The following is a 25,846-nucleotide window of genomic DNA, read 5'->3' as shown; positions in this document are numbered from 1 at the left end:
GACAGATTAAAACACTGTCGGCTGCAAACCATCGAAGCAACGCAAAGAGGATACCCCGATGGCTACCATGCACATTCTCACTGCCCAGATCGCGCTTGCCGGAGACATTACGAATGTCGCCCATCGCACCACGTCTGACCCTGTTACCTATCCCGAACTGATGGTTCTTGAAGAAATTCACGGTGAAGGCAGCATTCGCGAATGCGCTGTCATCGGTGAAAAGGAAACCACGGCTGCGGCTGAAAAGTCCCGGCTACTTCAGCGTTATGGCGCAATAGTCGAGCATGTCTATCCGGGCCGTAGTCCTCAGATGGAATTGACCGACCCGACATTTAAGCCCGCGAAAGCCGGGAAGGGAAAAGGCAAGTCTGAAGACAAGACGGACGACAAGTCCGGCGACACTGAAGGCGATGCCGATCCGTTTGCGAACGCCAGCTAAGAGGGCGTTTCGATGGCTCGCGGTGTTCAACTCTCACAGCTTGTTTCCGATGTTCGCGCGGAATGCGGACACTCTTTGAACGCGGCTCAAAGTGTGAGCACTCGCGAGAAAATCCAATATCTGTTGCGGCGCACCCAGACAGAACTTCATGAAGCTCATGAGTGGCCGCAGCTCGAAGTCTATCGTGATGTCCTACTCCATGCCGGAGACAAGACATATGATTTTCCCACAGACATCAGTTTTGAGCATACCGCTCGCCTCCATTATCTGGACGGCTCCGAATGGGTTGCTGTGCCTTACGGTATTGGCGATGCTGAATATTCGCTGCACTCGACAGAATATGCGGACCCGGCTCGCGTCTATCCGGTCGAACGCTGGCGTTTTGATCCCGATACCGCCCAGTTTGAAGTCTGGCCGGTGCCGCCGACAGACGGCAAGGTGCGCATCTGGGGAACAAAAGCCCTCGCGCCGCTCGTCAAGGAAAGCGACCGCTGCACTCTAGACGGCACAATGCTGGTCTTGTTCGTGTCTGCGGAATTGCTGGCACGCTCGAAGTCGGAAGATGCGCAGATCAAGCTTCAGAAAGCCCAAGACCTGCTTCGGCGTCTGAAGACACGTTCCATCACTCAAAAGAGTGACATGATGGTGCTCGGCGGCGACGATCCATATTCGGCCCGCACTCCGCGTCGTCCGTATCTCGATTACATCCCGCGCGGAGGCTGATCCGTGCCATATTTTCTCATTCATGATTTTTCGGCAGGGTTGGACCTTCGCAAGTCGCAGGTGACAGCGCCTGCCGGTACGCTGCGGCGCATCACCAATGCGCATGTGACCCCCGGCGGCGAAATCGAGAAGCGCAAGGCTTTCGTCAAAAAGGCAACTGTCCCGGCTGGTTGTTTCGGTCTGGCAGCTTTGGGTAGTGATCTCTACACCTTCAGCAACGCTGCGGCTGCGGGAACCGCTGAATACAAGGTGATGCAGCTTGCGACAGGTACGGCCTACCAGCTTAACAAGTTGCTCGACTTCGACATATTTGATGGAAAGCTATATGTCGTCGCCCAAGACACAAACGGCAACATCCAACATTTCTACAATGGTGTTCGAGTGCCTGGCGGAAAGGGCCGTAGTATCCGCACATACCGCGAAAAAATTCACGGTGTCTTGGGGCGCGAGCTGTATTTCTCGGCAATTGGAAATCCGGCTGACTGGGCGGGTACTGGATCAGGTTTCATTAACTTGTCCACGCAAGACGCTGAAAGCGAAGAACTCATCGGACTTGAGATTTATTATGACACGCTTGCTGTTATGTCTCGCCGGACAACCCAGATTTGGAACGTTGACCCTGACCCGTTGAAATACCAGCAGATGCAGGTTTTGCGCTCCGCTGGCTCGCGTGCAGCACTGTCTATCAAGCAGTTCGGCAATGGCGATGTGCTCTATCTGGGCGACAGCGGAATTCGTTCACTCAAGGCCCGCGACAGCTCGAACGCTGCCGCTGTCTCGGACATCGGTTCGCCCATTGACGCGCTTTACGACGAGCTACGCCGCACAAAAAGCGAGGATTTTCTTAGCTTTGCTACCGGCGTCACGGAACCTTTGACTGGCCGCTTCTGGATGGTTTTCCCGGACAGGATTTTGGTTCTGTCTCTTTTCCCAAGTCCGCGCGTCACCGCTTGGTCAACTTACGTTCCGGGCTTCACGATTGCGGCGGTGGCCGTTGTGGACAACGACATCGCAATCTTGGACTCGGACGGGAACCTGTATCGGTATGGCCCGGATGTTTACGACGACACCGAAGCGGAAATCCTGACCCCGTATATGAATGCCGACAAGCCCGCTTCCTATAAGAAGTTCACGGCCATTGATGTTGCGTGCGAGGGAACTTGGAAGCTCTATGCGCGGATGAATTTCAAGAACACCAACGCAGAGGATTATCTTGGTGCCGCCATAGGTTCGACTTTCCTTGACGGGAAATTCGAGTTTGAGCATGAAAGCACGCACATTGCTATTCGTGCCACCACAAAGAGCAAGTCTGCCGCTGTTTTGGGACACATCGCAATTCATTATGAGGACGCGGGGAATGATTAAGCTCGCGCCCGTCACCGAAGACAATATTTGGTTTGTGCTTCACAATCTCCGCGAAGAAGACCGCAAGGAATTCCTGGCAATCTTGCCCGTATATAACCTTGCATTTGTAGCCGCCAGCACGCTGCATCACAGTGTCATGTCTTGGGCGGCTGTAGACGCAGAGACAGGCGAACCCGTCGCGATTTTTGGCGCTGCGAACGGCGGGCAGTATCCCGGCGTGTGCACTGTTTTTGCGTTCGGAACCGAACGTTGGGGTGAAGCGCTACACTTGATTACGAAGCACATTTTGGGGTATATGATACCTCATCTGAAAGCCGCAGGCTTTCACAGGGCGGAGTGCATGGCACTCTCGAACCGGACAGACATCCATCGCTGGATGAAGCTGCTCGGAGGCCGTCCAGAAGCGGTGTTGAGCGAACGCTCTACCACCCGCGAAGACATCACTGTCTACGTCTGGAAGGCCAACGAGAATGAAGCGAATTGATCCCAGGCAACTTAAAGAGTCAGACTTCAAGCTTCGCGCTTTGGAGTTGGACGAACTCGACTTCATCTTTCCGGCTGTTGAGACTTTCTTCAAAGAAACCCAAGACTGGACTTATTTGACGTTCGACCGTGAGAAAGCTTCGCGGCGACTGCGCGATACTGTCCAGTTTGGATACGGTAGGGTGTTGGCAGGGCTTGGACCCGGCGGTCTGATCGTCGGCTATGTCATTCTCACCTATGATGACAATTTTACCGTCGAGAAGACGGCTCATGTCTATTCGATTTACGTCTTGCCCGATTTTAGGGGAACGGCGCTCCCGCGAATGCTTATCGACGCTGCGGCCACCGTGGCGAAATTTGACGGCGCGGTAAACCTGCACGCGCAGGCACTCAACCACCTTCCGCGCGGCGGAAAATCCTTTCTAAACTTGCTGTCCAAACGCGGCTTCGAGCCTTATGCGGGCGGCGCTTGCAAGAGGCTGTAGTCATGGGCGGCGGTAGTTCAAACAACGCAGCGATCAAGGAACAGCAAAAAGCGGCTGCGGAAGCACGGTATAAAGACGATCTTCGCGCTTGGCGTATGGAGAAGGGCGTCAACGAGATTAACAACCTGTTCGATGGCACGCCATTGCCGGGTTTGCGCGATATGCCGACCTATCAGCAGGGCAGCACCAGCTATGTGCCGACATCCGGGAATGCTGGCGCATCGTTGAACGATTTCATCAAGGGTGCGAGTTCCAACCCCACGTCCAACGCCATGAATATGTACTTTGGCGGTGGGGGTGGAGGCTCGGATAACAGCGGCGGTTCGCGCCGCTATGGCTTTGGGGATGCCAATTCCGGCAACGGAAGTTGGGTGATGAAACGCGGCCCCGGCGGGGGTGAAATGGTTTGGGTGCCTTCTTCCGGTGCCGGTGGTGGTGGTGGTGGCGGTAGTGGCGGGAGGAACTACGACCTCAACAGGATGTTGCAATCTGGGATCATTTCGCAGGACGAATTCAACAAGCTCAATACAAGCGGCAACGGCCTGCTTGCTGTGGGAAATTCGACCTATGACCAGCTCATCAATGATCGCTTCAACGCCTTTAATCAGAATGCGGGCAAGGGCCAGTACGGGATTTCCGAGAACACCACGCCTTGGGTGGACAACCTCGCAGACACCTATCTGAAGGCTTACAACGACTATTACATGCCGCAGCTCAACCAGCAGTACGCAGATGCGAACAAGAACCTGACCTACGATCTTGCTCGCGCAGGACTGTTGCGTTCCTCCGCTGCCGCAGACACACAATCCGACCTTGCCCGCCAGAACGCTGAAAACACCGCAATGGTGAAATCGCAGGGCGATCAGGGTGTTGCTGCCTTAAAGCAGAAAATCAATTCCGCGAAGCAGGATGCCATCAATCAGCTCTATTCGACTGAAAATCCTGAAGTTGCGGCTAATCAGGCACTGTCTTCAATTCGCACGATCCAGAATGAGCAGCCGAACTATTCGCCTCTTGGCGATATGTTCAAGACAGCAGTCGTTGGTCTTGGTGGCTATCAGTCGGGTGCGTCTGACAGGAATTACTACAACACGATCACGGGCGCGAACCGCAAGGCCGCGTCTACGATCAGTTAAGGGGAGGGATCGCTATGTGTCTTCCCATGGGCGTTCTTGCAGCCGTTGCCGGTATTGCCGGAACCGCTGTTCAAGTCGCCAGCCAAATGAGTGTTGCTCGCAAGAACGAGCAGGCAATGAACGACTGGACGGCATACCAGAGCCGCATGCGCATGGATGAAAGCAGGCGTCAGGAAGACATGCGCGGTCGCGCCGACAAGGCACGTCAGGAAGGTCTTCAGGAGATTGCGCCCGAAGCGATGGTGCAGACGCAGGCTAATGAAGCCGACCGTCTCAATGAGGATTTGGGGCAGGCCGCTGACAAGATCAATGTTTCAGACGCATTGCTGTCTGGTCAGCAAAGCGGTTCGCAGGTCTTTCAGGACACGCTTTCATCCAAGTTGGCGAACGCTGCGACAGAAGCACGCCAGCGCATCAAAGCCCTCGCAAGTCTTCAGGCGTTCGGCGGTTCGTCGGGCGGTCTGGACTACACTACACAAAAATCGCTTCAGGATACCGGCAACCGCATCGATCTCGAAAACAACAAGCGCGGCAGTTCGCTTGGTGCCTACGGTGCGGAAAAGGCGGTCAATCCGAAGCAGTATTTCGGAAATCCGGCGGTCGCGTCTCTCGGCAGCTTGCCGATGAATATGTTCGGCTACGGCATGCAACAAATCGGTCAGGGAACCGCAGGTTCTTCGTTCTGGGGCTAACAGGAGGCACCAATGCCGCAATTTTATATTCAGGACGGCGGTCTGGGGAGCCTCTTTGCAAAGGCTGTCAGCGGTGGCGGCAGTCTTCGCGACAAGGCCGATGCCTATCGTATTCGTCAGGCCATGGACCTTGCGGAAGCCGAAAGCCAGCGTGAGGCTATCAAGAACAAGGCCGAAGTCGCGAAACTTCAGGCAGAAGCGCAGGGTTTGACCAGCAAGAATGCACTGCTGACATCGCAGATGGGTGCGGCTGATACCCTCGGCGGTGCTTATGGCGACTTTTTCAAAGACGCATATGTGAAAAACCATATGACGCCGGGCAATACGACTTACGGCCCGCAACAGCCGGACATGGTGCGCCGCGAGGCGATCCCAGACAGCACGGCTGCGCTTCTTGCTGCGCAGGGGCGCACGGCGGCTCTTGCGATGCCAGGAGCCGACCCGGAAAAGGTCGCGCAGGCGCAGCGGATGATGCTCGGCAACAACGAAATGCTGTTTGGCACCGATCCCGAACGCATTCGTATTGGTGCGTCTGCGGCGCTAGGCACTCTCCCGGACAGCGACACGGTACTGTCTACGTCTGACCGGGATGCTGTCTTGCAGAACAAGATCGCGATTGAGCAGGCGAAAGAGGCTGCGAAAGCTAAGGCTGAAGGTTCTGACGGTGCTGGAAGCCCGTTCGGAGGAAACTCCGAATACGCAACGAGCGCACGCATCATTTCCAATACCCTTGCAAAACATCGCCGTGGCGAGCCGATTACGCCGGACGAAGTTACGAACTACCAGATTGCCTATAACAAGATTTATGGGCCGGAAACTCGCGTTCAAATCGATCCGCAGGATCAGCGGCAGTACATCATCCAGACGACACCGCAGGTTCCGCAGTCCATTCAGGGATTTGATCCGAATGTGGGTATCGCGCCTTCACCTGATGCGCTTCTGTCTCCGCGTCCAGCTCCTGTCACACCGGCTCCTGTCTCCGCTCCCAGTGTGACATCGCCCGTTCCTGCAACTGGCGAAGGTCAGACGACGATGGTTCCCGGCACGAATGCGACAGTGACAAGCATTGGGGGAACTCCAAAACCGCTCACTGAAGCGCAGGGCCGTGATATTTCCTTCGCCTCGACAATGAACATGGCGAACGACCAGATCAACAATCTGATCGATCAGAACGGCGGCTTGCCGCCCCTCAGTCCTATGCAAATGGAGCTGATGCGCGGTTCTATCGGTAGTTCTGAAAATCGCGGGTACTTCGATACGATGCTGCAAACTGCGGCGAACGCAGGTGCGAGCGCTGAAACACAGAAGTATGTCGCGGCGGTTGAGAACTTCATCAATCCGGTTCTGCGCAAAGACTCCGGTGCGGCTGTTCCTGCGTCTGAATATCCGAAATACTTCGCTCGCTTCATTCCTGTCTATGGAGACAGGCCCGAAGTGATTGCGGAAAAGAAGCTCTATCGTGAAGCTTATCTTGGTGCACTCAACCAGAGCATCCAGAACATTATGCAGGCGAAGGGTATCACGAACGCAAATGAGCTGGCAGCGCAGGCAAACACCGATCCTGCGCTGGCTTCACAGTTGCGTGCAGCACAAGAGAATGCTTTTTCTTCGGCGGTTCCGGGTAATGCTGCACCGACTTCGGTTGCTGAACCTTCCGACGAAGAACTGCTTCGCAAGTATGGTGGGTGACACATGGCCGACTATCAGACGATCATGCGGGCGCTGCGCAATGCTGATGCTGCGGGTGACGTGGCTGCGGCTCGTCGTCTTGCGGCGATGGCCCGCGAAGCGCAAAGCCAAACAGCGCCGGTCATCCAGCCCGAAGACGTTCGCGATCCCGTAACCGGAATTCCGGGCGGGGTTTCCGAAGCGCCTGCGCGCGACAAGGCGGCTGAAGTGGAACAATTCGGACAGCCGGGAGTGGCACGCGGCACAAGCGCTTTCCTGTCTGGGGCCAATCGCGGCCTTGCGGGGATTTTGGACAGCCCCGTGCACATCGCGAACAAAGCGGCTTCGGCTTTGGGCGCGGAAGGGAATTTCTTCGGAGAAGGTATCTTCGGGCCAACGCTTGAGGCGGCAGGTTCCATTCGCCAACCGGACCCGGAATATCCGACCATTGAAAAGATCGGCGCTAATACCGGCGCGGGTGTTGGCGCTGTCTCCGGCGCTGGATTGCTGTCTACGCTTCTACGCGGTGGCTCACTGACCAACGTTCTTGGCAGCTCTGCGCCAGTACAAGCGGTTGACAGTGCTCTTGCAACCGCTGGCAACGCTTCTGCGCAAGCACTGTCTCGGCCTGGCGCTCTCATCGCGAGCGAGGCTGCGGCAGGTGCGGGGTCGGTGGCGGGTGAAGCGGCAGGCGGAAGTGTTGGCGAGCGTGTCGGCGGCGAGCGTGGGCGGCAGGTTGGTGAAAGCCTCGGCTCTATCCTTGGCGGCATGGCTCCATCTGCTATCGCTTCCGGTGTCTCGGCAGGAACGCAAAAACTCATGGGCCGTGGGGCTGATGAAGGTGTTTCCAGCTCTGAAGTTTACGATGCGCTGCGCGACAGCGGCATTGATACTTCCGGCGGTCTTGTTGGCAACCGGAACACCGCGCGCATCGAAAACACTATGGCGAACGTGCCAATTGTGGGCGGTTCGGTCGCGAACAAGCAGAGCCGTCAGGTTCGGCAGTTTGGTGATGCGGTCCAGAACGTGACTGGACGTATTCGCGGCTATTCTTCCGACTTGCCCCCAGACAGCCACACTATCGGCACCAAAATCCAAGACAGCGTGAAAGAAGGCACTTCCGAGCTGACCAGCCGGGTCAACGCGCTTGAGGGTAATTTGGGCCAGCGCGCCGCGAAGGCGAAGACAGCGGTTAACGTGCAAAGCGTCAAAGACGAGATTGCACAACTGTCTGCCAAGTCTACGCCAAGCCAAAAGGCAGTGCTTGAAGGTGCTATTCGCGATCTCGACGCAATGCGCGACGTGCCTATTGATGGGAAACTTCATTCGCAGCTCACGCAACAGCAGAAAATCTTGAAGCGCAATCTGTCCTCAGCGCAGAAGGCTGCGACTGCCGACCCGTTGGACAAGGCTGCAAAAGCCAAGGTGTCTACGCTCAAGAAAAATCTGGCTGACGTAGATGCGAAGATCGATGCAAATCTGGGTATCGACTATACCCGCATGCGCGCCTGGCGCACAGAAATCGGCACCAAGACACAGCAGGGTGGCATCCCTGGCGGCGCGATGAAGAAGACATATTCAGCGGCGACCGACGCGGTGCAGGATTTCGCGAGCCGCGCAGGTATGCGCAAGGACTTTGACGATCTCATGGGTGCCGAAGCCGAACTTTATCAGCGCAAGGGCAACATTTCAGAGGGCGGCGACATTCCGTTTGGCAAGAAGATCGCAGACATGCCGACCGGAAGCGATGTCTACAACGCAACGATCCGGGCCGGTGTGCAGGCTCCCGAAAAGCTCGACATCGTTCGGCGCAACATGGCTCCCGAACAATGGAATGAAGTCGCTGCGGACACGCTCGAATATATGGGCCGTGCGAAACCGGGTTCGCAGACAACTGCATCTGAATTTTCGCCGGAAACCTTCCTGACGAACTGGAACAAGCTTTCCACGAAGTCGAAGCAAATCCTTGCCGGTGACGAGTTGGAAGCGCTGGAAAAACTGGCGACCGCTGCAACGGCATTCCGGGGCAGGTCTGCCGCAGGCAATCCTTCCGGCACCGCATATAGCGGCATGGCCGGTGCTATGGGCGTTGGAGCATTGACCGCGCCTTTGGCGACGGCTGGTGCTCTTGGCAGCGGGCTTGCGACTGGCAAGCTTGTTTCCAGCGAGTGGTTCGCACGGCAGCTCGCCGGTACGGCTCCGAAACTGGCAGAACGGTTGATCCCGCGTATTGTCGGCCAGACAGGACGCGAGACGCAGGACGAACGGGGATGAGCCATGGCTTTGAAATTCTACAATAGCGGCCAAGAGGGTATCGCTGACGACATCCGCCGGGCGTTGCTGGCGGCTGGCGAGCAGATGGGAGGGCGTGACTTCGGCATCACGTCCGGCTATCGCTCGCCAGAACATAATAAGCGTGTTGGGGGCGCGAAAAGCTCCTACCACACGCGCGGGGAAGCTGTAGACATCGACATGAAAGGCATGTCTGAAGCGCAGCGCGCGCAGCTCGTTCAGCTTCTCGCCCAACAAGGCGTTGGTGGTTTCATCACCTATTCCAATTCCCCGGACATGCTGCATATCGACATGCGCAAGACAGGAACGGGAAAGCCTCATTTCATGCATGATCGTTCGGCGCAGTTTCTCAACCGCGCGCCGGGATGGTTTCAGCAGCTTGCGACTGGGAAAATCGAGACACCATCGGCAGCGCCTGCCGCTCCAACCTCAACGGGGCTTGGCGAACTGTTGGCCGGTAAAACCCCCGGCGAATATCTGATGGACAAACAAAAGGCGTCGGCGCTTCCGGTGCAGCCTGTGGAAAGTCAGGTTGTCACTCCAACTGCGCGGCCTGCCATGATGAATGCTTCGCCTGTTGCAAAACAGGCATTCGATTTCACGCCGCCGCCCGCCGCTGACAAAATGAGTCCTGCGACTGCCGCAGCCATGTTCGCGGTCGATCCTTCGCCGGGGGCTACGCCGTTCGCTCCTACGGGTGGCGGTGAAAATATGATGCTTGCTGGTTTGCTTTCGGGGCTGACCGATGGCCTGACGCAAAAAATCGAAAACACCACGATGGAAGCGCCGGAACAAAAGCCTGTAGACGTTTCCACAATGATGCCGGAATTTCGTCAGGTCACACCGTCCATCGAAGCACCACAACTTGCTGCACCTGCCGACACTGCGGGTTCACTGGCTGAAGTTTTCCAGAAGCTTCAGAGCCAGCCACGCCCGACTGGAAGCATGTTTCGCCCCTCAAGACTCGCGTAAGCTTGTCGGCCAGCACGCCTAGACAGAATAGAACACAAGCCTAGACACAAGAGGGGCTTGTGCAGGGATTAGTGCAGAGGCTCGGCACTAGGACACCGTGTTGGGTGGTGTCTTCAAAGCGAAATGTGTTGGATTTTCAAGTAGTTAACTGGTGCCGCTTGCGTGACTCGAACACGCGACCCCATCATTACGAATGATGTGCTCTACCAACTGAGCTAAAGCGGCCCGGAACATTGCGTTCCATCTTCCCGGAGGAAGCCAACCGTTTCCGGCTGGACGGTGCGCTGATAACCAAAAGCATGGAGGAAAGCAAGGCCCAAATCAAACAATCTGTATGTTTGTTCAAAAGGTTTTATAATATGCGCGTCATGGGCGCCTGACAGGGCCGCCCGCGCCGGTTTGCACACAGTCGAAGCGATGATGTTCGTTCGAAATGCAAGCGCCGGAACCGCGCCAACTCAATGGCTGGCGCGGAGGAGTAGAGGTCAGAGAATCATGTGCCCGCACAAAGACGCTGGCGCGCTTCTCTATATTCGCGTTCCAGCCGGTCGATCAGTTGCCCGGCGGGTGCTACTTCGTGGATAACGCCGATGCCCTGGCCGCAGCCCCAGATATCCTTCCAGGCTTTTGCGCCTTCCTGCTGGGCTTTCTCGAAATCCATCTTGGAAGGATCGGCTTCCGGAAGATTGTCGGGGTCGAGCCCCGCCTTGGCAATGGACGGCTTCAAATAATTGCCTGCGATGCCCGTGAAGTAATTGGAGTAGACGATGTCTGAGGAGTTCGAGTCCACGATCATCTGCTTATAGGCATCGGTCGCGCGGGCTTCGGTCGTGGCGATGAAGGGCGAGCCGATGTAAGCGAGATCGGCGCCCATGGCCTGCGCCGCGAGGATCGAGCCGCCATTGGCGATAGCGCCGGAAAGGAGCAGCGGCCCGTCGAACCAGGAGCGGATTTCCTGGATGAGCGCGAAGGGCGAAAGTGCGCCGGCATGGCCGCCCGCGCCGGCAGCCACCGCGATAAGACCGTCCGCGCCCTTGCGGATTGCAGAATTGGCGTGGCGATTGTTGATGACGTCATGAAGGACGATGCCGCCATAGGAGTGGATTGCAGCATTCACTTCCGGCACGGCGCCGAGCGAGGAAATGACGATCGGCACCTTATATTTCACGCAAAGTCCAAGATCGTGCTCAAGGCGTTTGTTGGAACGATGGACGATCTGGTTGACCGCAAAGGGTGCGGATGGCCGGTCCGGATTGGCCTTGTCGTAGGCGGAAAGCCCTTCCGTGATCTCCGCAAGCCATTCGTCCAGCTGCGCCTCGGGACGGGCATTGAGTGCCGGAAAGGAACCGACGACGCCTGCCTTGCACTGCGCCATAACCAGGGCCGGGTGCGAAATGATGAACAGTGGGGCACCAACCACCGGGATGCGCAGTCTGCTTTTCAGTATATCCGGCAAGGCCATCTTCAATCGTCCTCCGTGATTGACGTTTCCGTAAACGTAATAGTTCTAGCATCTCCCCGCTTAACGGCAATATCAAAAACGCGCGAGCATATCGGCCATTGCCGGCCTTTCACCTGCTGCTTCCCGACAAAATCCGTCCGCGCTTGCCGGAAACCAGCGGTCTGAACCGCCAGATGCGTGGATGCTGGTGGCCGGAACGCTGTCACCGATGGGAATCGCCGATAGGTTTCCGGTATTTTTTGCAACCGCAAGGGGCAAAATATGGCACTGTAAAACTATACGGATGGGGGAAAACCGTGTTCCAGGTTAATAATTGGTGTCTCCAACAGGCTTAACGGCTAGTCAAAGCGGGTCATGAACAGGTAAATGCCTTGATTCAGACGTTAATTTCGCTGAGGCTTATGAAATCGTCTGTTTCGGAGACCGCCTGCTCCTGTTGAGGGCGTGACAGGGGGCGGGAAGAACGAGCAAGGGAAGAGCAGCCTTTGGAAAGTATTGAGCGCGCGATCAGGAATGCATTTGCCAAGGCGGATGCGCACAATCCGGCGACCCGCCAGAGAATCTATGAATCTGCCTGGGGCGCGCATGAGCGCGCGCTTGCGACGAACACCGCGCTTAGCGATGGGCATAAGGAACAGCGCCGCCAGAAACTGAAGGACGCGATCTCCAGTATCGAGCAGGAATTCAAAAACGGCGGTGGCGCAAACGACCGTCGCGAACCGACGGTTGACGCTCCACACAGGGAGGACCCGCTTCTGGCGGGGAGGGCAGAAGAAGCATCGCCTGCACTCGATGCCGGCGATATCCGGGCGAACGCAAGCCGGAAAAAGCGCAGCAATGCCGATCTCGGCTATGAGGGCGGCGTCTCGCGCAAGGATCGCGGCAAGAAGAAGCGCCATTCGCGGTTCTACAGCTTTGGCATTCCGGCGCTCGTCCTCGTGGTTGCCGGTTTTATCGGCTATTCGCTTTATAACAGCTTCATTGATCTGAGCCGCGGTCCCGCAAACAACCCCTTGTATGGCGATGGCAATGTTGCACCCCTGAAAGAGGGCGAGGAGCCGGGCGGGCTCAAATGGATCACCATCTTCCAGCCCTCGGAGGCGACACGCATGTCCGTCAAGGGGCGCGCAACGGCTGAAATCAGGCAGGAAGGCACGCGCAGTTTTGCCCGCGTCCAGTCTTCGGGTGCTGAAGACACGGTGACATTCGATGTCGGCGAAGGCATTCTGGACCAGCTGGAAGGCAAGAAGGCAACCTTCGACATTGTGGCGCGCGCCGATGATGGGAAAATGACGCAGATGTCGGTCAATTGCGATTTTGGCAGCCTTGGCGATTGCGGCCGCCGGCGCTACGACGTGCGCGATTCCGTCAGCGACTTTCTTTTCGATATGGATATTCCAGCCGGGCAGAAAGCAGGGCGCCCAGGCACGATAACGGTCAACTCGGATCTGAGCGGTTCCGGCAAGCCCGTCAATATTTATCAGATCCGCGTATCGACGGCCGCTGAATAATCAGGTCAACAGCTTTTCCAGTGTTTCAAGCCGGTCCGCTTCGCGGGGCGGCTTGTCCCACCGCAGCCGCGAGAAGCGCGGAAACCGCATGGCAACGCCGGATTTATGGCGTGTGGAGCGGTTGAGACCCTCAAAAGTCACTTCCACCACAAGGCCGTGATCCGGCTCGGCGCGCACGGAACGCACCGGGCCGAAACGCTCGACCGTGTTTTCCCGCACGAATTTGTCCAGCAGTTTCAGTTCTTCATCCGTAAAGCCGAAATAGGCCTTGCCCACGGGGACAAGCATGGGGTCATCCTCAGGTCCCGCCCATACGGCAAAGGTAAAGTCTGAATAATAGCTGGAGCGCTTGCCGTGGCCGCGCTGCGCATAGACGATCACCGCATCGACGGTGAAGGGATCGCGCTTCCATTTGAACCACGGTCCTTTCGGGCGCCCGGGCAGATAGGCGCTGTCGTGGCGCTTCAGCATCACGCCCTCAATGACCGGATGCGGCGGATTGGCGCGAAACCGCGCCAGTTCCGCAAAGTCGGTAAAAGGCAGCACCGGTGAAAGATCGAACCGGCGAGGATCGAGCCTGCTGACAAAATTCTGCAACCGGGCGCGGCGCTCGGAAAAGGGCAGAGCGCGCAGGTCCCGGCCGGTCTGCTGGTCGCCTTCCTGCAACAGATCATAGGCGCGCACGAAAGCGGGATAATCGCGCAATTGTTTTGCGCTCACCGTCTTGCGGTTCAGCCTCTGTTGCAGATCGGAAAAGGTGGCGGTGTCGAGCCCGGTTTCGCCGTGATGGCCGACGAGAAGCTCGCCATCAATGGCGCCTTCATAATCCATGGCTTCCAGAATATCGGGAAAAGCGCCGGAAATATCGTCGCCGGTGCGGGAATAAAGCCGCCGCACGCCGCCTTCGCAAACCGCCTGCACGCGAATGCCGTCCCATTTCCATTCCGCGCTATAGGCTGATGCGTCGAGCGAGGGAATATCGGCCTCATCGAGCGCGGTCGCCAGCATGACAGGGCGAAAGGGAGCGGCGGCGGTGGCGGCAGGCTTGGGGCCATGCCCTTCCAGCCAGGCAAAAAGCGCCTCATATGGTGGGGCCTGTCCGTGCCAGAGTTCTTCTATTTCCACCACATCCATGCCGCCGAAATCCGCAAGCGCCTGTTTGGCAAGCCGGGCGGAAACCCCGACGCGCAAGCCACCGGTGACGAGCTTCAGCAGCGCGTAGCGTTCCGAAATCCCCAGAAGATCGAGCCAGCTTGCCACGAGAAGCGGGCCTTCGCGGCGTGAAGCGTTCTGCAATTCGTGCACCACGATGCCGAGCGGCAGGTTTGCCCCCGCAGAGGTTTCGCTGGGGCCGGGCCAGATCAGCGAAATGGTTTCGGCAAGATCGCCCACATAGTCATAGGAATAGGCAAAGAGCGTGGGGTCGGTGCGCTCCGCTATCAGGGCGCGCAGCATGGCGGGCTTCACGCTTTGCAGTTCGAGATCGCGGGTGATCGCCGCCAGGGCAAGGCCGCGATCCGGGTCGGGCGTGGTGCGGAAATAATCTGTGAGCAGGCGCAGCTTGCCGTTGCGCTGTGGTGTCAGCACCAGCCGGTCGAGAAGTTCGGCAAAAGCACGCATCAATCGCCCTCGTCTTCATAACCGACAAGATGGAGCGGCTTTGCGGCAAGGTTGTGCAATTCGCACCAGCGCACCAGCGCTTCCTCGCGCCCATGCGTCACCCACACTTCCGCAGGGGCGATTTCGGTAATGGTGTCCGTCAGTTCGTCCCAGTCGCAATGGTCGGAAATGATAAGCGGCAGTTCCACGCCCTGTTGTCTGGCGCGCTGGCGAATGCGCATCCAGCCGGAGGCGAATGCCGAAATCGGGTCGGGAAAGCGCCGTGCCCAGCGATCCGAAAAGGCGGTCGGCGGGCCGACAATGATCTTGCCCGCAAAATCCGGCTGTGCATCGTCGCGTTCCGGCGTGGCGGGTTCCAACGGGCCGAGATCGATGCCGCGCGACTGGTAATAGGCGCAGATTTTTTCCAATGCTCCATGAATATAGATCGGGTCGCCATAGCCTGCTTCGCGGATGAGCTTGATGACGCGCTGCGCCTTACCGAGCGAATAGGCCCCCACCATATGCGCGCGCTCCGGAAAAAGCTGGAGCGATTTCAAAAGCGTGGCGATTTCATGCGAAGCCTGCGGATGGCGGAAAACCGGCAGCGCGAAGGTGGCTTCGGTGATGAAGACATCGCAGGCAACCGGCTCGAAGGGCGCGCATGTCGGGTCGGCGGCACGCTTGTAGTCGCCGGAGGCGACAATGCGCGTGCCGTCTTTCTCCACCGCGATCTGTGCGGAACCGAGCACATGGCCCGCGCCGTGGAAACGCACGCGCACGCCATTGATCGTCAGACTGTCGCCGAGTTTTATCGGTTGGGTGGTTCCGGCGAAATTTGCGCCGTAGCGAAGCGCCATGATGTCGAGCGTTTCCGGCGTCGCCAGCACATGGGTGTGGCCGGAGCGCGCATGGTCGGAATGGCCATGGGTGATGAGTGCGCGCTCCACCGGGCGCACCGGGTCGATGTAGAAATCGCCGGGCGGGCAATAAAGGCCTTTGGGAGAGGTGCAGAGAAGCTGGTTGAAGCGCATGGTTCCAAGATAGGTCACGGCGTTTGCGCCGAAAAGGGAGGGAGCCCCTCGCTGCTGACAAAATGAGAACAAAAGTGAACAAACACCTTGGCGGCCCGCTCTGCTGCGATTAGATTGACGTCGTGACCCTGAACCAGAAGCCCGCCGCAGCATCCGCCGCCTTTCCCCTGCCGGACCGTTTCGTCAAATGGTTTGCGGCCAAGGGATGGTCGCCGCGCGCGCACCAGTTGGAGCTTCTGGCGCGCGCCGAACAGGGACAGTCCACGCTTTTGATCGCTCCCACCGGCGCGGGCAAGACGCTGGCCGGGTTTCTGCCCGCGCTGGTCGATCTTGATCGTCAAGGTCGCAAGAAGCCGGGAATGGCAAGACGCGGTGTTCACACGCTTTATATCTCGCCGTTGAAGGCTCTGGCCGTCGATATTCATCGCAATCTCACCGTGCCGGTGGAGGAAATGGGCCTTGATATTTCGATCGAGACCCGCACCGGCGACACGCCCGCCCACAAGCGCCAGCGGCAGAAGCTGGCGCCGCCGGATATTCTGCTGACCACGCCGGAGCAGCTTGCATTGCTGATCGCTTCCAGGGGCGCGGAGCAATTTTTCAAAGGCCTGCGCTACGTGGTGCTGGACGAACTGCACTCGCTGGTGATTTCCAAGCGCGGGCATTTGCTGGCGCTGGGACTGGCGCGGCTGCGCCGCCTGCAACCGCAATTGCAGACCATCGGCCTTTCCGCCACCGTGGCGGAGCCGGATGAACTGCGCCGCTGGCTGGTGGAGCAGGACGGAACCGGGCCGATGGCCGGCCTTGTCACCGTCGATGGCGGGGCGAAGCCGGAAATCACCATTCTCGATTCCGAGGAGCGGGTGCCATGGGCCGGGCACTCCTCGCGCTATGCCGTTCCCGATATTTACGAGGCGATCCGCCGGCACCGCACGACGCTTCTGTTCGTCAATACGCGCAGTCAGGCGGAGATGCTGTTTCAGGAGCTCTGGCGGGTCAATGAGGACACGCTGCCGATTGCGCTGCATCACGGCTCGCTCGATGCCGGCCAGCGCCGCAAGGTCGAGCAGGCCATGGCCGCCAATATGTTGCGGGCGGTGGTCGCGACCTCGACGCTCGATCTCGGCATAGACTGGGGCGATGTCGATCTGGTCATCCATGTCGGCGCGCCGAAGGGCGCAAGCCGCCTTGCGCAGCGCATCGGGCGCGCCAATCACCGCATGGACGAGCCGAGCCGCGCCATTCTGGTGCCCGCCAATCGCTTCGAGGTGATGGAGTGCCGTGCCGCGCTCGACGCCAATTATCTGGGCGCGCAGGATACGCCGCCCCTGATCGACGGGGCGCTGGATGTGCTGGCGCAGCATGTGCTGGGCATGGCCTGCGCCGAGCCGTTCAACGCCGATCGGCTTTATCGTGAGGTGCAAAGTGCGGCCCCTTATGCGAACCTTCCGCGAGACACCTTCGACCGCATTCTCGATTTCGTGGCAACTGGCGGCTATGCGCTCAAGACCTATGAGCGGTTTGCGAAAATCCGCAAGACCGCGGACGGCACGTGGCGGGTGTCCAATCCGCGCATCGCGCAGCAATATCGCCTCAACATCGGCACCATTGTCGAAGCGCCGGAGCTGAATGTGCGGCTCACGCGCGGCGGTAAGGGCGCAAATGCGCGGGGCGGGCGCGTGCTGGGCCGCATCGAGGAATATTTTCTGGAGACGCTGACGGCTGGCGATACGTTCCTCTTTGCCGGAAAGGTGCTGCGGTTCGAGGGCATTCGGGAGAATGAATGCATCGCCTCCAATGCCGCCGGACAGGACGCGAAAATTCCCGTCTATGCGGGCGGAAAATTTCCGCTTTCCACCTATCTCGCCGCGCAGGTGCGCGCCATGCTTGCCGACCGCGCGCGCTGGCAGTTTTTGCCGGAACAGGTGCGGGAATGGCTGGAAGTGCAGCAATGGAAATCCGTGCTGCCCGGCACGGATGAGCTCCTGATCGAAACCTTTCCGCGCGGCAATCGCTTCTACATGGTGGCCTATCCGTTCGAGGGCAGGCTGGCGCACCAGACGCTCGGCATGTTGCTGACGCGCCGTCTGGAGCGCATGGGCGCGCATCCGCTGGGCTTCGTCGCCACCGATTATTCGCTGGGTCTCTGGGGGCTCAAGGACATGGCGTCCATGATCCGCATGGGCAAGCTCGACCTTTCGCGCCTGTTCGATGAAGACATGCTGGGCGACGATCTCGAAGCATGGCTGGATGAAAGCTATCTTCTCAAGCGCACCTTCCGCAATTGCGCCGTGATTTCCGGTCTTATCGAGCGTCGTCATCCGGGGCAGGAAAAGACCGGGCGTCAGGTGACGGTTTCGACAGACCTTATCTACGACGTTCTGCGCAGCCATGAGCCGGATCATATTCTCTTGCAGGCGACGCGCGCGGATGCGGCGACCGGGCTTTTGGACATCAGGCGGCTTGGCGACATGCTGGCACGTGTGAAAGGGCATATACTGCACAAGCCGCTCGACCGGATTTCGCCGCTGGCGCTGCCGGTGATGCTCGAAATCGGGCGCGAGCGCGTGGCGGGCGAGGGCGATGAAATGCTGCTTGAAGAAGCGGCCGACGATCTTATCAGGGACGCAATGCAATGAAGACTGCGCAATGAAGACTGCCGCGTGGGGAAATGGCGAAGCCTATAGTCTGGCACATGCCGAAGTGCGTGGCGTTGCCGCCGTTTGCGATCCGTCCGGCGCGCTGTTTCTGCCTGACCTGCATATGCTGGTCGTCTCCGACCTGCATCTGGAAAAAGGCTCGTCCTTTGCCCGGCGCGGCCAGCTTATCCCGCCTTATGACACGGCAGCGACGCTCGACATGCTGGCGCAGGCAATCGCGCGCTATCAGCCGCGCGCGATCATCAGCCTTGGCGACAGTTTTCACGATGCCAAGGCCAGCGAACGCCTGCCATCGCTCTATGTCATCCGGCTGAAATCCCTGATGGAGCATCGCGACTGGTTCTGGATCACCGGCAATCACGATCCCGAACGCCCGGTCGATCTGCCGGGCGATTGCGTGGAGGAACTGGCGGTGGGGCCGCTCACTTTCCGGCACGAACCGTCGCGCAAGGCCGGACAGGGCGAGATTGCGGGCCATCTGCACCCGGCGGCGCGCATCGTGCGGCGCGGGCGCTCGGTGCGCCGCCCCTGTTTTGTGAGCGACGGGGAAAGGCTCATCATGCCCGCTTTCGGCGCCTATACGGGTGCGCTCAACATTCTCGATCGCGCCTTTCGCGGCCTGTTCGCCGACGAGACGCTGCGGGCCTATATGCTGGGGCAGGGCAAGGTGTACCCGATTGCGCGCGGCGCGCTTTACGGGGGTTAATCCTTGCGGAACAGGATACGCCCGAACCAGCCGGTGAAGACGGCGAGGAAAACAGCGAAAAGACCGTAAAGCAGGCTGTTCTGGTGGGCGGCGTTATAGACGCTTTGTTCAAGGCCGGCCTTGACGATTTCCAGGCTTGCATTGGCTTCACGCAGGAAAACGCCGTTGCGGAACAGGAGCGCGCGCGCCTTGTGGCGGCCCACCGGCACATTGGCGGGCAGGTTGAGCGTGGCGCGGAACAGCGTGCGTGAAATGAACTCCACGCCGCCGATGCGCTGGCTATAGAGCCCCTGCCGTATTTTCATCTCGCGCAGTTCATTGCCGAATTTCAGGATATTGCCGGACAGGCTGGCGGGGTCTTCCGGCACCAGATAGAAATTGCGCACCCCCACCGAAAGCTGGCGATAGGTTTTCTCGTCCGTAATGTCTTGCAGATTGCGGGTGGAGGCCAGCGAATAGGAAAGCGGAACGCCCAAAAAGGTTTCGGAAGCCGCGTTCACCCAGACGCCGAGATAGCGTTCCTTCTTGCGCACCACCAGATCGCGCGAGGGGCCTTGCAGCACGACGATGATGTCGTAGCGCCCCTGCCGGTGGATCATCGGATCGGCATTGTCGAGCGCGCCGAAGATGGTGAGATCGGTCCCGCCGAAATTCGAAGTGATGGCGATGGTTTCGGTGGAAAGGCCGATTTCGATGGTTTCGTCGGCGGGGTTCTGCAACTGCGGAACGGTGTTGCCGTTGCCGCTGGAATCCACCTGCGCCGCCGCGCTTCCTGCCATGAGGGCCATGAACAATGCGCAGAAAAGCTGGAGCCTGCCCATCTCACATATCCACAATCGAGGTGGAGAACAGATTGTCGGGTCGCACGAAAAGTCCGAAGGCAAGGCGCAGGCCGACGGCCAGCACCAGGAGCGCCAGAAGCAGGCGCAATTGCTCGCCGCGCAATTTCTGCCCGGCGCGCGCGCCATATTGCGCGCCGATCACGCCGCCCACCATCAGCAGGAAGGCCAGCACGATATCGATCGACTGGTTGGTCGTCGCCTGCATGACGGTGGTGAATGCGGTGACGAAGGTGATCTGGAACAGCGATGTACCCACCACCACATTGGTCGGCACATGCAGGAGATAGATGAGCGCGGGCACCATGATGAAGCCGCCGCCGACGCCCATCACCGAGGACAGGAGGCCGATGAAGAAGCCGATGCCCAGAACCGGAATGATGCTGACATAGATGGTGGAGGCGCGAAAGCGCATCTTGAAGGGCAGGCGGTGTATCCATGTGTGCTGGCCGGAGCGCCGCACCGCGCCAGCCTGTCCCTTCTTCACGCGCCGCAGCGCCCGCGCGCTTTCGACCAGCATCAGCCCGCCGATGGTGCCGAGAAAGAAGACATAGAGGATCGAGACGATCAGATCGAGCTGGCCGAGTTCCCGCAGCCACGAGAAGACGAAGATACCGATCAGCGAGCCCAATATGCCGCCCGCGACGAGAAACAGGCCGAGCTTGATATCGAGCGTGCGCCGCTTGAAATGCGCAAGCGCGCCCGAAACAGACGATGCGATGACCTGATTGGCGCCGGTGGCGACGGCGATTGCGGGCGGAATATTATAGAAAATCAGAAGCGGTGTGATGAGAAACCCGCCGCCGACGCCGAACAATCCGGACAGGAAACCCACGGCGGCGCCCATGCCGAGAAGAACCAGCATGTTGACCGATAATTCCGCAATGGGAAGGTAAATACCCAATTCCGAACCCGGCTTTCACGAACGCATGACACACAGCTGCTTGCGGGCGCGCATTTCCGCAAGTTGTTTCACCCTATTCAAACATCTCCGGCAGAATTATGAAACTGTTCTGCGTGCGCAAATGCATGAAAACAAGCAGTTAGGCTTAACCCGGAGGGCGGGTTTCAACCGTGCCGCTTCTCATGATGTCTTGCTCTGTCGTTGACATGAAGTCAAACGCCGATTGGCTTTAAACCGGGCTTGCGCCATTCCAGCCGAGGAAAATTCAGCGGTGTTGTTCAACAACAACAAAAAGGGTGCTGAAAATGGCTGTTCATGACATAATCCTATATAATATATAGGAAATACACTGATGATCTGGCAGCAATGCACAGTCGATCAGTCGGTTGTGTTCTGGCGATTGCTGATGACGATATTGATGTCGTCTTTGGGCGTGATGACGGAATGGCCGGATGAGGGATAGAATTGCGCGCGGATCGAAATGTTGTCCGACATTTTACTGTCGGTCAGGCTGCCGTTCTTGATGATATAGAGATAGGGATTGGTCAGGTTCACGCTGAAGTTTCCGGCAAAACGGCTGCTGGACTTGAAGCCGAAGCAGTTCATGCTTTCGGCATAATAGCTGCCATTCATCACATTCCATTCCTCCATGGGGCTGGAACGGGTGAGGCAGGTCTTCTTGCCGTCGGGCGTGGTGAAGTTTGCGTTGAACGATACGGCTATAAAGATGTTCTTCAGTTCCAGACTGCCGGAAAGAACCTTGAAAATGGACTTGTAGGGATGGATGTCGTCCGCCGGGATAAGCTGCCTGTCGCCGGAGGAGATTTCAAAGTCGATCGCATCCCCCTGGAAGCTCTTGATATCCTTGTCGAGCGCGAGGGGAATCTTCGCGATGATACCGTTTTCCATATCGTTGTTCACGTGCAAGAGCATTGTCTGTCCCCTCGTTGATACGAGGTAGATAATAAGCACCGCCGGTTCTATTCAACCTGTCACTTTTCTCAGACGCCAGTGGCCGAAACGCAAAAAGGGCAGCCCATGCTGCCCTTGCAAATTATACGTTAAATCAATGTGTTACTTGTTCTTTTCAAGCAGAAGCTGAACCAGCTTCTGGTCGACATCGCCGGTGGGCGCCTGACCGTTCGCCTTCTGGAATGCGGCAATCGCCGCGCGGGTCTTGCCGCCCATCATGCCATCGGCTGTGCCGACATCGTAACCGTTCTTCTGGAGAATGAGCTGGATGTTGCGCACGGCCTTCTTCATGTCCACCGAGCCGGTGGTGATCGGCTTGTTCTCCATCCACGCATCGGGCACATCGATGGAATTGGCCGCCTGGTCGAGCGGCTTCGCCTTCCAGAGTTTCACCGTATTTTGGGCGCGCTCAAGCTGTTCCGGCTTCAGTGCCCTGGCAATCTGGTCGCGCTTGTCGGCAGCATCCTTGTCGCCTGCATTGGCGGCAAGCGAGAACCATTTGTAGCTTTCTTCCAGATTGACCGGCATGCCCAGTCCCTTGGCGGCGAGAATGCCGAGATTGAACTGGCTGTCCTTCACGCCGAGTTCGGCGGCATCGGTAAACCAGCGCACGGCGGAGGCATTGTCGGGCGTGCCATTGGCGCCGGTCGCAAAAAGGACGGCAAGATTATGCATCGCGCTTGCATTGCCCTGCTGGGCGGCAAGCTGATACCAGGTCTTGGCCTTGTCGAGATCGCGGGGCATGCCAAGGCCCTTCTCGTTGAAATTGCCGAGGCGATATTGCGCCGGGGCAAAACCCTGACCGGCGGAAATTTCGTACCATTTCGCCGCCTTGGCAAAGTCGGCGGCGACGCCGCGGCCTTCCATGTAGCGGTTGCCGATTTCAAAGAGCGCGCGGGCGTCGCCCCTGGCGGCAGCTTCGCGAAGCGCTGCCGGACCGGCTTCGTCCGGTACGGGCGGAACGACAGTCTGGGACGGCGGGGCGGCGGGTTCCGTCGATGCCGCTGCTGGCGCGGGTGCTGCCTGCGATTCAATCTGCGTGGGAATTTCCACCGCGGCCTGCTGGTCCTGTGCTTCTTCCTGCGCGACTTTTTCCGCGCGCGGTTCCGTAATCGGGGCAGCGGATTGCTGCGGCGCGGGCGTCGTATCCGAAGCGATCCTGGCCGCGATTTCGTCGGCGGGCGCGGCTGTATCGATCGCCGTTTCTGCCGCTTCGTCGCGGTTGAGGAAGGCAGAGCCGATTTGCAGGCCGGCCATCGCGATCATCACCGCACCGATCGCCATCAGGATCGGCTTGCGCTGGCGCTGGATCATGTCGCCGACAGAAGATTTCTTCTTGCCGGTGCGCTTGGCCGCGCCCTTTTGAAGCTGTTCGGATTCAGCGGCGGCAAGCTGGGCCGCGCGGCGGGCAGCCGTTATGAAATCCACCTTGCCGTTGGCGGCAAGCGCGGCATCGGCGGCATCTTCGCGCTGGCGGCGTTCTTCCCGCACCCGCTTCATGATCGAATTGAGGTCCGGCATGCCTTCGCCATGAGGGCGGGGAGACGGCGCGCTTTCCAGTTCTGGTTCTTCCTGCGTGATGGGCTCGATCGCGGCCAGATCGCTTTCGAAGGCAGGCGCGTCGAGCGTCGCATCAAAGGCGCCGGACCTGAGCGTCGTGCCATCCTTGCCGGCGGATTTGTTGGCGCGGCGGCCGCGCACGGCCTTGGCGAGGCCGCCGAACAGCGATGACTTTCCAGCCGCATCACCGGATTGCCGGTCGGCAGGACCGGCTTCGCTTTGCACGGTCGCAAGGGCGGCTTCCGCTGCCGCTGCCGCCGGTGAACGGGGTGCGGACGGGCGGGACGAGCCGGCGTTCGGGCTTGTGAAGACCGGCTTTTCCATATCCGGTCCGTCCGATCTGCCCGCTACATCCTGCTCAAGCCGTGCCAGACGGTCCACAATCTTGACCAGCGTGTCGTGAACGGTCTCGAATGTCTTGCCGTTGCGCTCGTCGAAATTGCGCGCCAGTGCCTCCAGCGATTTCATGTCTTCGGCCAGTTGCCGGGCGATCACGCTGTCGCCATGCGAGCCGTGTTGCAGCACGCGCGCGACCGCGCTTTCGGCGGCTTCACGCGCGGCATCCAGTACCGTTTCGCGGTTGGAGGCGATGGAGCGCTCGATGGAATCGAGACGCGGCTTCAGTTCCGCGATTTCGGCGACCGGTTGCGCAAGATGATGGGCGATATTCGCAATCTGGTCTTCAAGGCTGCGGATCGCCTTCATGTCCAGGCCGGGGCCATCATGGTCGGGGGCTTGCAGAAGGCCGAGCGAAATCTGCTGCGAAAGATCGTCGATGCGGCCTTCCAGCGTATGGATCGTGCTGCTGTCCACGTGCCGCGCGGCATATTGCGTGTCGAGGCGCTCCGTCAATTCTGCAAAGCGGCGGTCGATCTTGTCCAGAACGGAGGGGTGGGGTTCATCGGCCCGGCGTTCGGCGGCTTCCAGCTTTTCGCCAATGGCTTCGAGGCGCGCCTCGACGGCGTGATAGTCGGACTGGCTCAGATTTTCCATCACCTTGCCAACCTGATTGGCAAGCAGGTTGATCTGCTGCGTAAGCTGGTCGATGACGCCGTCGGGCAGGGCCGAGCCGTTTGCCAGCCCGTCGATGCGCGCGGAGAGTTCGCCGAGCTTGCGATAGAGCGTGTCGGAATTCTGCTGTGTCGCGGAAGCGGCAAGCTGTTCGGCAAGTTCCGCCAGGCGGCTTTCGATGCGCTCCAGCCGCCGCCCGCCGTCCTGATCCGGGCGCTGGACACGGCTGGTGGCGATGATGGCGCGGCTGATTTCATCGAGCCTTTCATCGATCTGCTGCAAGCGGCCTTCCTCGAAGGAGGAGGCATGCTGGGGGGTAAGCGCGTCTTCGATGGAATTGGCAAGCTGGCCGATGCGGTCTTCGATCGCGCTCAGGCGGTTCGATTGCGGCAGGGTGCCGATGGCGTCGCGCACCTGTTCAAGCCGGGAGCCGATGGCGTCCAGCGCCGGATCGACGGCGTTGTGGCGCTGTTCGAAGGCTTCGAAACGGGCGTCGAAGCGATCCCAGCGATTGTTGAGGCGATGCAGGGTTTCTTCGCGGGCAAGGCTTTGGACGGTGCGGTTCAGCGTATCGAGCTGGCGGCGGAGCGCCTGCGCATTGGCTTCGCTGCTGCGTTCCGCGAGAAGGCGGACATTGTCGCTGATGCGCTCGAAATCGTCGCTCATCTCCTGGGAAAAGCCTTCCTCACGCGCCGCGCGCTGAAGCCGGGTCATCTCGCGGCTGGCCCGGCTGACTTCGGCGCTGGAAGCATAGGACGGCTGCGGCTCCTCATGGCCGCCACGCATGCGGCGCAGATTTTCGGCGATTTCGGCAAGGCCGCTGACTGTCTCGTCAGGGTGGCGCACCGGCTGATGGGCGGGACGCAGGATATCGCGCATCTGGGGGGTATCGTCCTGTTCCAGGTCCATCAGGCGTTTTTCAAGGCTGGCCAGGGTGCGGTTGAGTTCTTCCATGGCAGGCGAAGGCGCCCGGCGCTCGCGATGGGCGTTCAGTTCGTCAATGATGGATCGTGAACCTGACGCCAGATCTGGGTTTGCCATGAGAAATTCACTTTTTCCAATGATAGAGACCGCCGGGCGCAAATTTTTGCCGACGCAACCGGCAAGAATTTGCTCTGCTTACATTTGTACAAACGTGGTAAATAACTCGTTAATATAAGCGGGTAAGTGCGTGCTTTCGTGGGTATGGAAAAACATCCCACGGTTGAGCGGGCTGGTTTCAGGATATCGAACGCAGCCCGGCGTGGAAAGTGAGTGTTTTGCGGCGGCGGATCTGGATCAAAGCCGCGGCACTGACGGCAATGCCAATGTAAGCCGTTATCAACAGGGTTCA

General features: G+C 59.0%; 20 protein-coding genes and 1 tRNA gene. 13 read left to right on the top strand and 8 right to left on the bottom strand.

All coding sequences use genetic code 11. The features are described 5' to 3' along the window. Window positions 1-58: 58 nt before the first annotated feature. From AVM02_RS15805 to AVM02_RS15760, 10 genes are read left to right on the top strand one after another with little or no spacing between them, the layout of a single operon-like run. Entirely contained in the window at window positions 59-439 is a 381-nt protein-coding gene (locus AVM02_RS15805) for a hypothetical protein (RefSeq protein ID WP_411507871.1), read from the top strand. A 12-nt stretch (window positions 440-451) separates the two neighbouring features. Further along, on the top strand, window positions 452-1,162 hold the full coding sequence (locus AVM02_RS15800; protein ID WP_411507870.1) for a hypothetical protein: 711 nt from the start codon (window positions 452-454) through the stop codon (window positions 1,160-1,162). A gap of 3 nt (window positions 1,163-1,165) precedes the next feature. Continuing rightward, complete coding sequence (locus AVM02_RS15795; protein WP_411507869.1) at window positions 1,166-2,527, top strand: hypothetical protein; 1,362 nt, start codon at window positions 1,166-1,168, stop codon at window positions 2,525-2,527. Then, window positions 2,520-3,011, top strand: coding sequence for a hypothetical protein (locus AVM02_RS15790; RefSeq protein WP_411507868.1), 492 nt, complete (start codon window positions 2,520-2,522; stop codon window positions 3,009-3,011). Before AVM02_RS15795 ends, AVM02_RS15790 begins: the two co-directional genes overlap by 8 nt. After that, complete coding sequence (locus AVM02_RS15785) at window positions 2,998-3,495, top strand: GNAT family N-acetyltransferase (protein ID WP_411507867.1); 498 nt, start codon at window positions 2,998-3,000, stop codon at window positions 3,493-3,495. Before AVM02_RS15790 ends, AVM02_RS15785 begins: the two co-directional genes overlap by 14 nt. 2 nt (window positions 3,496-3,497) lie before the next feature. Further along, on the top strand, window positions 3,498-4,631 hold the full coding sequence (locus tag AVM02_RS15780) for a hypothetical protein (RefSeq protein ID WP_411507866.1): 1,134 nt from the start codon (window positions 3,498-3,500) through the stop codon (window positions 4,629-4,631). Window positions 4,632-4,645: 14 nt separating this feature from the next. Continuing rightward, window positions 4,646-5,323, top strand: coding sequence for a hypothetical protein (locus tag AVM02_RS15775; protein WP_411507865.1), 678 nt, complete (start codon window positions 4,646-4,648; stop codon window positions 5,321-5,323). A 12-nt stretch (window positions 5,324-5,335) separates the two neighbouring features. Continuing rightward, window positions 5,336-7,012: a hypothetical protein gene (locus AVM02_RS15770; protein ID WP_411507864.1), complete on the top strand. Its 1,677-nt coding sequence runs from the start codon at window positions 5,336-5,338 to the stop codon at window positions 7,010-7,012. A 3-nt stretch (window positions 7,013-7,015) separates the two neighbouring features. Continuing rightward, window positions 7,016-9,265: a hypothetical protein gene (locus tag AVM02_RS15765; RefSeq protein ID WP_411507863.1), complete on the top strand. Its 2,250-nt coding sequence runs from the start codon at window positions 7,016-7,018 to the stop codon at window positions 9,263-9,265. Window positions 9,266-9,268: 3 nt separating this feature from the next. Continuing rightward, window positions 9,269-10,255: a YcbK family protein gene (locus tag AVM02_RS15760; protein WP_411507862.1), complete on the top strand. Its 987-nt coding sequence runs from the start codon at window positions 9,269-9,271 to the stop codon at window positions 10,253-10,255. 149 nt (window positions 10,256-10,404) lie between these two features. Here the strand turns inward: AVM02_RS15760 and AVM02_RS15755 are convergent. After that, window positions 10,405-10,480 (bottom strand) — tRNA-Thr (locus AVM02_RS15755). A gap of 268 nt (window positions 10,481-10,748) precedes the next feature. Next, on the bottom strand, window positions 10,749-11,717 hold the full coding sequence (locus tag AVM02_RS15750; protein WP_411507888.1) for an NAD(P)H-dependent flavin oxidoreductase: 969 nt from the start codon (window positions 11,715-11,717) through the stop codon (window positions 10,749-10,751). Between the two features lie 485 nt (window positions 11,718-12,202). On the opposite strand from AVM02_RS15750, the gene AVM02_RS15745 reads away from it, so the two are divergent. Beyond that, on the top strand, window positions 12,203-13,228 hold the full coding sequence (locus AVM02_RS15745; protein ID WP_411507861.1) for a hypothetical protein: 1,026 nt from the start codon (window positions 12,203-12,205) through the stop codon (window positions 13,226-13,228). Here the strand turns inward: AVM02_RS15745 and AVM02_RS15740 are convergent, their stop codons facing one another. Together AVM02_RS15740 and AVM02_RS15735 are read right to left on the bottom strand one after the other, a co-directional pair. Beyond that, window positions 13,229-14,848 carry a cisplatin damage response ATP-dependent DNA ligase gene (locus tag AVM02_RS15740; RefSeq protein ID WP_411507860.1) on the bottom strand — a complete coding sequence of 540 codons (1,620 nt, stop codon included), beginning with the start codon at window positions 14,846-14,848 and terminating at the stop codon, window positions 13,229-13,231. It lies immediately after the preceding gene. Continuing rightward, window positions 14,848-15,861 (bottom strand): ligase-associated DNA damage response exonuclease, encoded by a 1,014-nt coding sequence (locus tag AVM02_RS15735; protein ID WP_411507887.1) that lies wholly within the window; start codon window positions 15,859-15,861, stop codon window positions 14,848-14,850. The genes AVM02_RS15740 and AVM02_RS15735 overlap by 1 nt, the downstream gene beginning before the upstream one ends. Window positions 15,862-15,983: 122 nt before the next feature. Between AVM02_RS15735 and AVM02_RS15730 the strand changes: the two genes are divergently transcribed. Both AVM02_RS15730 and pdeM read left to right on the top strand, forming a co-directional pair. After that, entirely contained in the window at window positions 15,984-18,500 is a 2,517-nt protein-coding gene (locus tag AVM02_RS15730) for a ligase-associated DNA damage response DEXH box helicase (protein WP_411507859.1), read from the top strand. A 10-nt stretch (window positions 18,501-18,510) separates the two neighbouring features. After that, window positions 18,511-19,227 carry a ligase-associated DNA damage response endonuclease PdeM gene (pdeM, locus tag AVM02_RS15725; protein ID WP_411507858.1) on the top strand — a complete coding sequence of 239 codons (717 nt, stop codon included), beginning with the start codon at window positions 18,511-18,513 and terminating at the stop codon, window positions 19,225-19,227. Here pdeM and AVM02_RS15720 read toward each other — a convergent pair. The 4 genes from AVM02_RS15720 to AVM02_RS15705 form a co-directional block, all read right to left on the bottom strand. After that, a complete protein-coding gene (locus AVM02_RS15720) occupies window positions 19,224-20,048 on the bottom strand; it encodes a TIGR02186 family protein (RefSeq protein ID WP_411507857.1) in 825 nt (274 codons plus the stop codon). The genes pdeM and AVM02_RS15720 overlap by 4 nt on opposite strands. A 1-nt stretch (window position 20,049) precedes the next feature. After that, window positions 20,050-20,931: a sulfite exporter TauE/SafE family protein gene (locus AVM02_RS15715; protein WP_411507856.1), complete on the bottom strand. Its 882-nt coding sequence runs from the start codon at window positions 20,929-20,931 to the stop codon at window positions 20,050-20,052. 417 nt (window positions 20,932-21,348) lie between these two features. Then, window positions 21,349-21,903, bottom strand: coding sequence for a hypothetical protein (locus tag AVM02_RS15710; RefSeq protein ID WP_411507855.1), 555 nt, complete (start codon window positions 21,901-21,903; stop codon window positions 21,349-21,351). Between the two features lie 141 nt (window positions 21,904-22,044). Next, window positions 22,045-25,554, bottom strand: coding sequence for a peptidoglycan-binding protein (locus AVM02_RS15705; RefSeq protein WP_411507854.1), 3,510 nt, complete (start codon window positions 25,552-25,554; stop codon window positions 22,045-22,047). Window positions 25,555-25,846: the final 292 nt, after the last annotated feature.

The sequence above is a fragment of the Brucella anthropi genome, assembly GCF_046630315.1.
Lineage (GTDB): Bacteria > Pseudomonadota > Alphaproteobacteria > Rhizobiales > Rhizobiaceae > Brucella > Brucella anthropi_A.
This window is presented reverse-complemented; position numbering and strand designations above follow the sequence as displayed.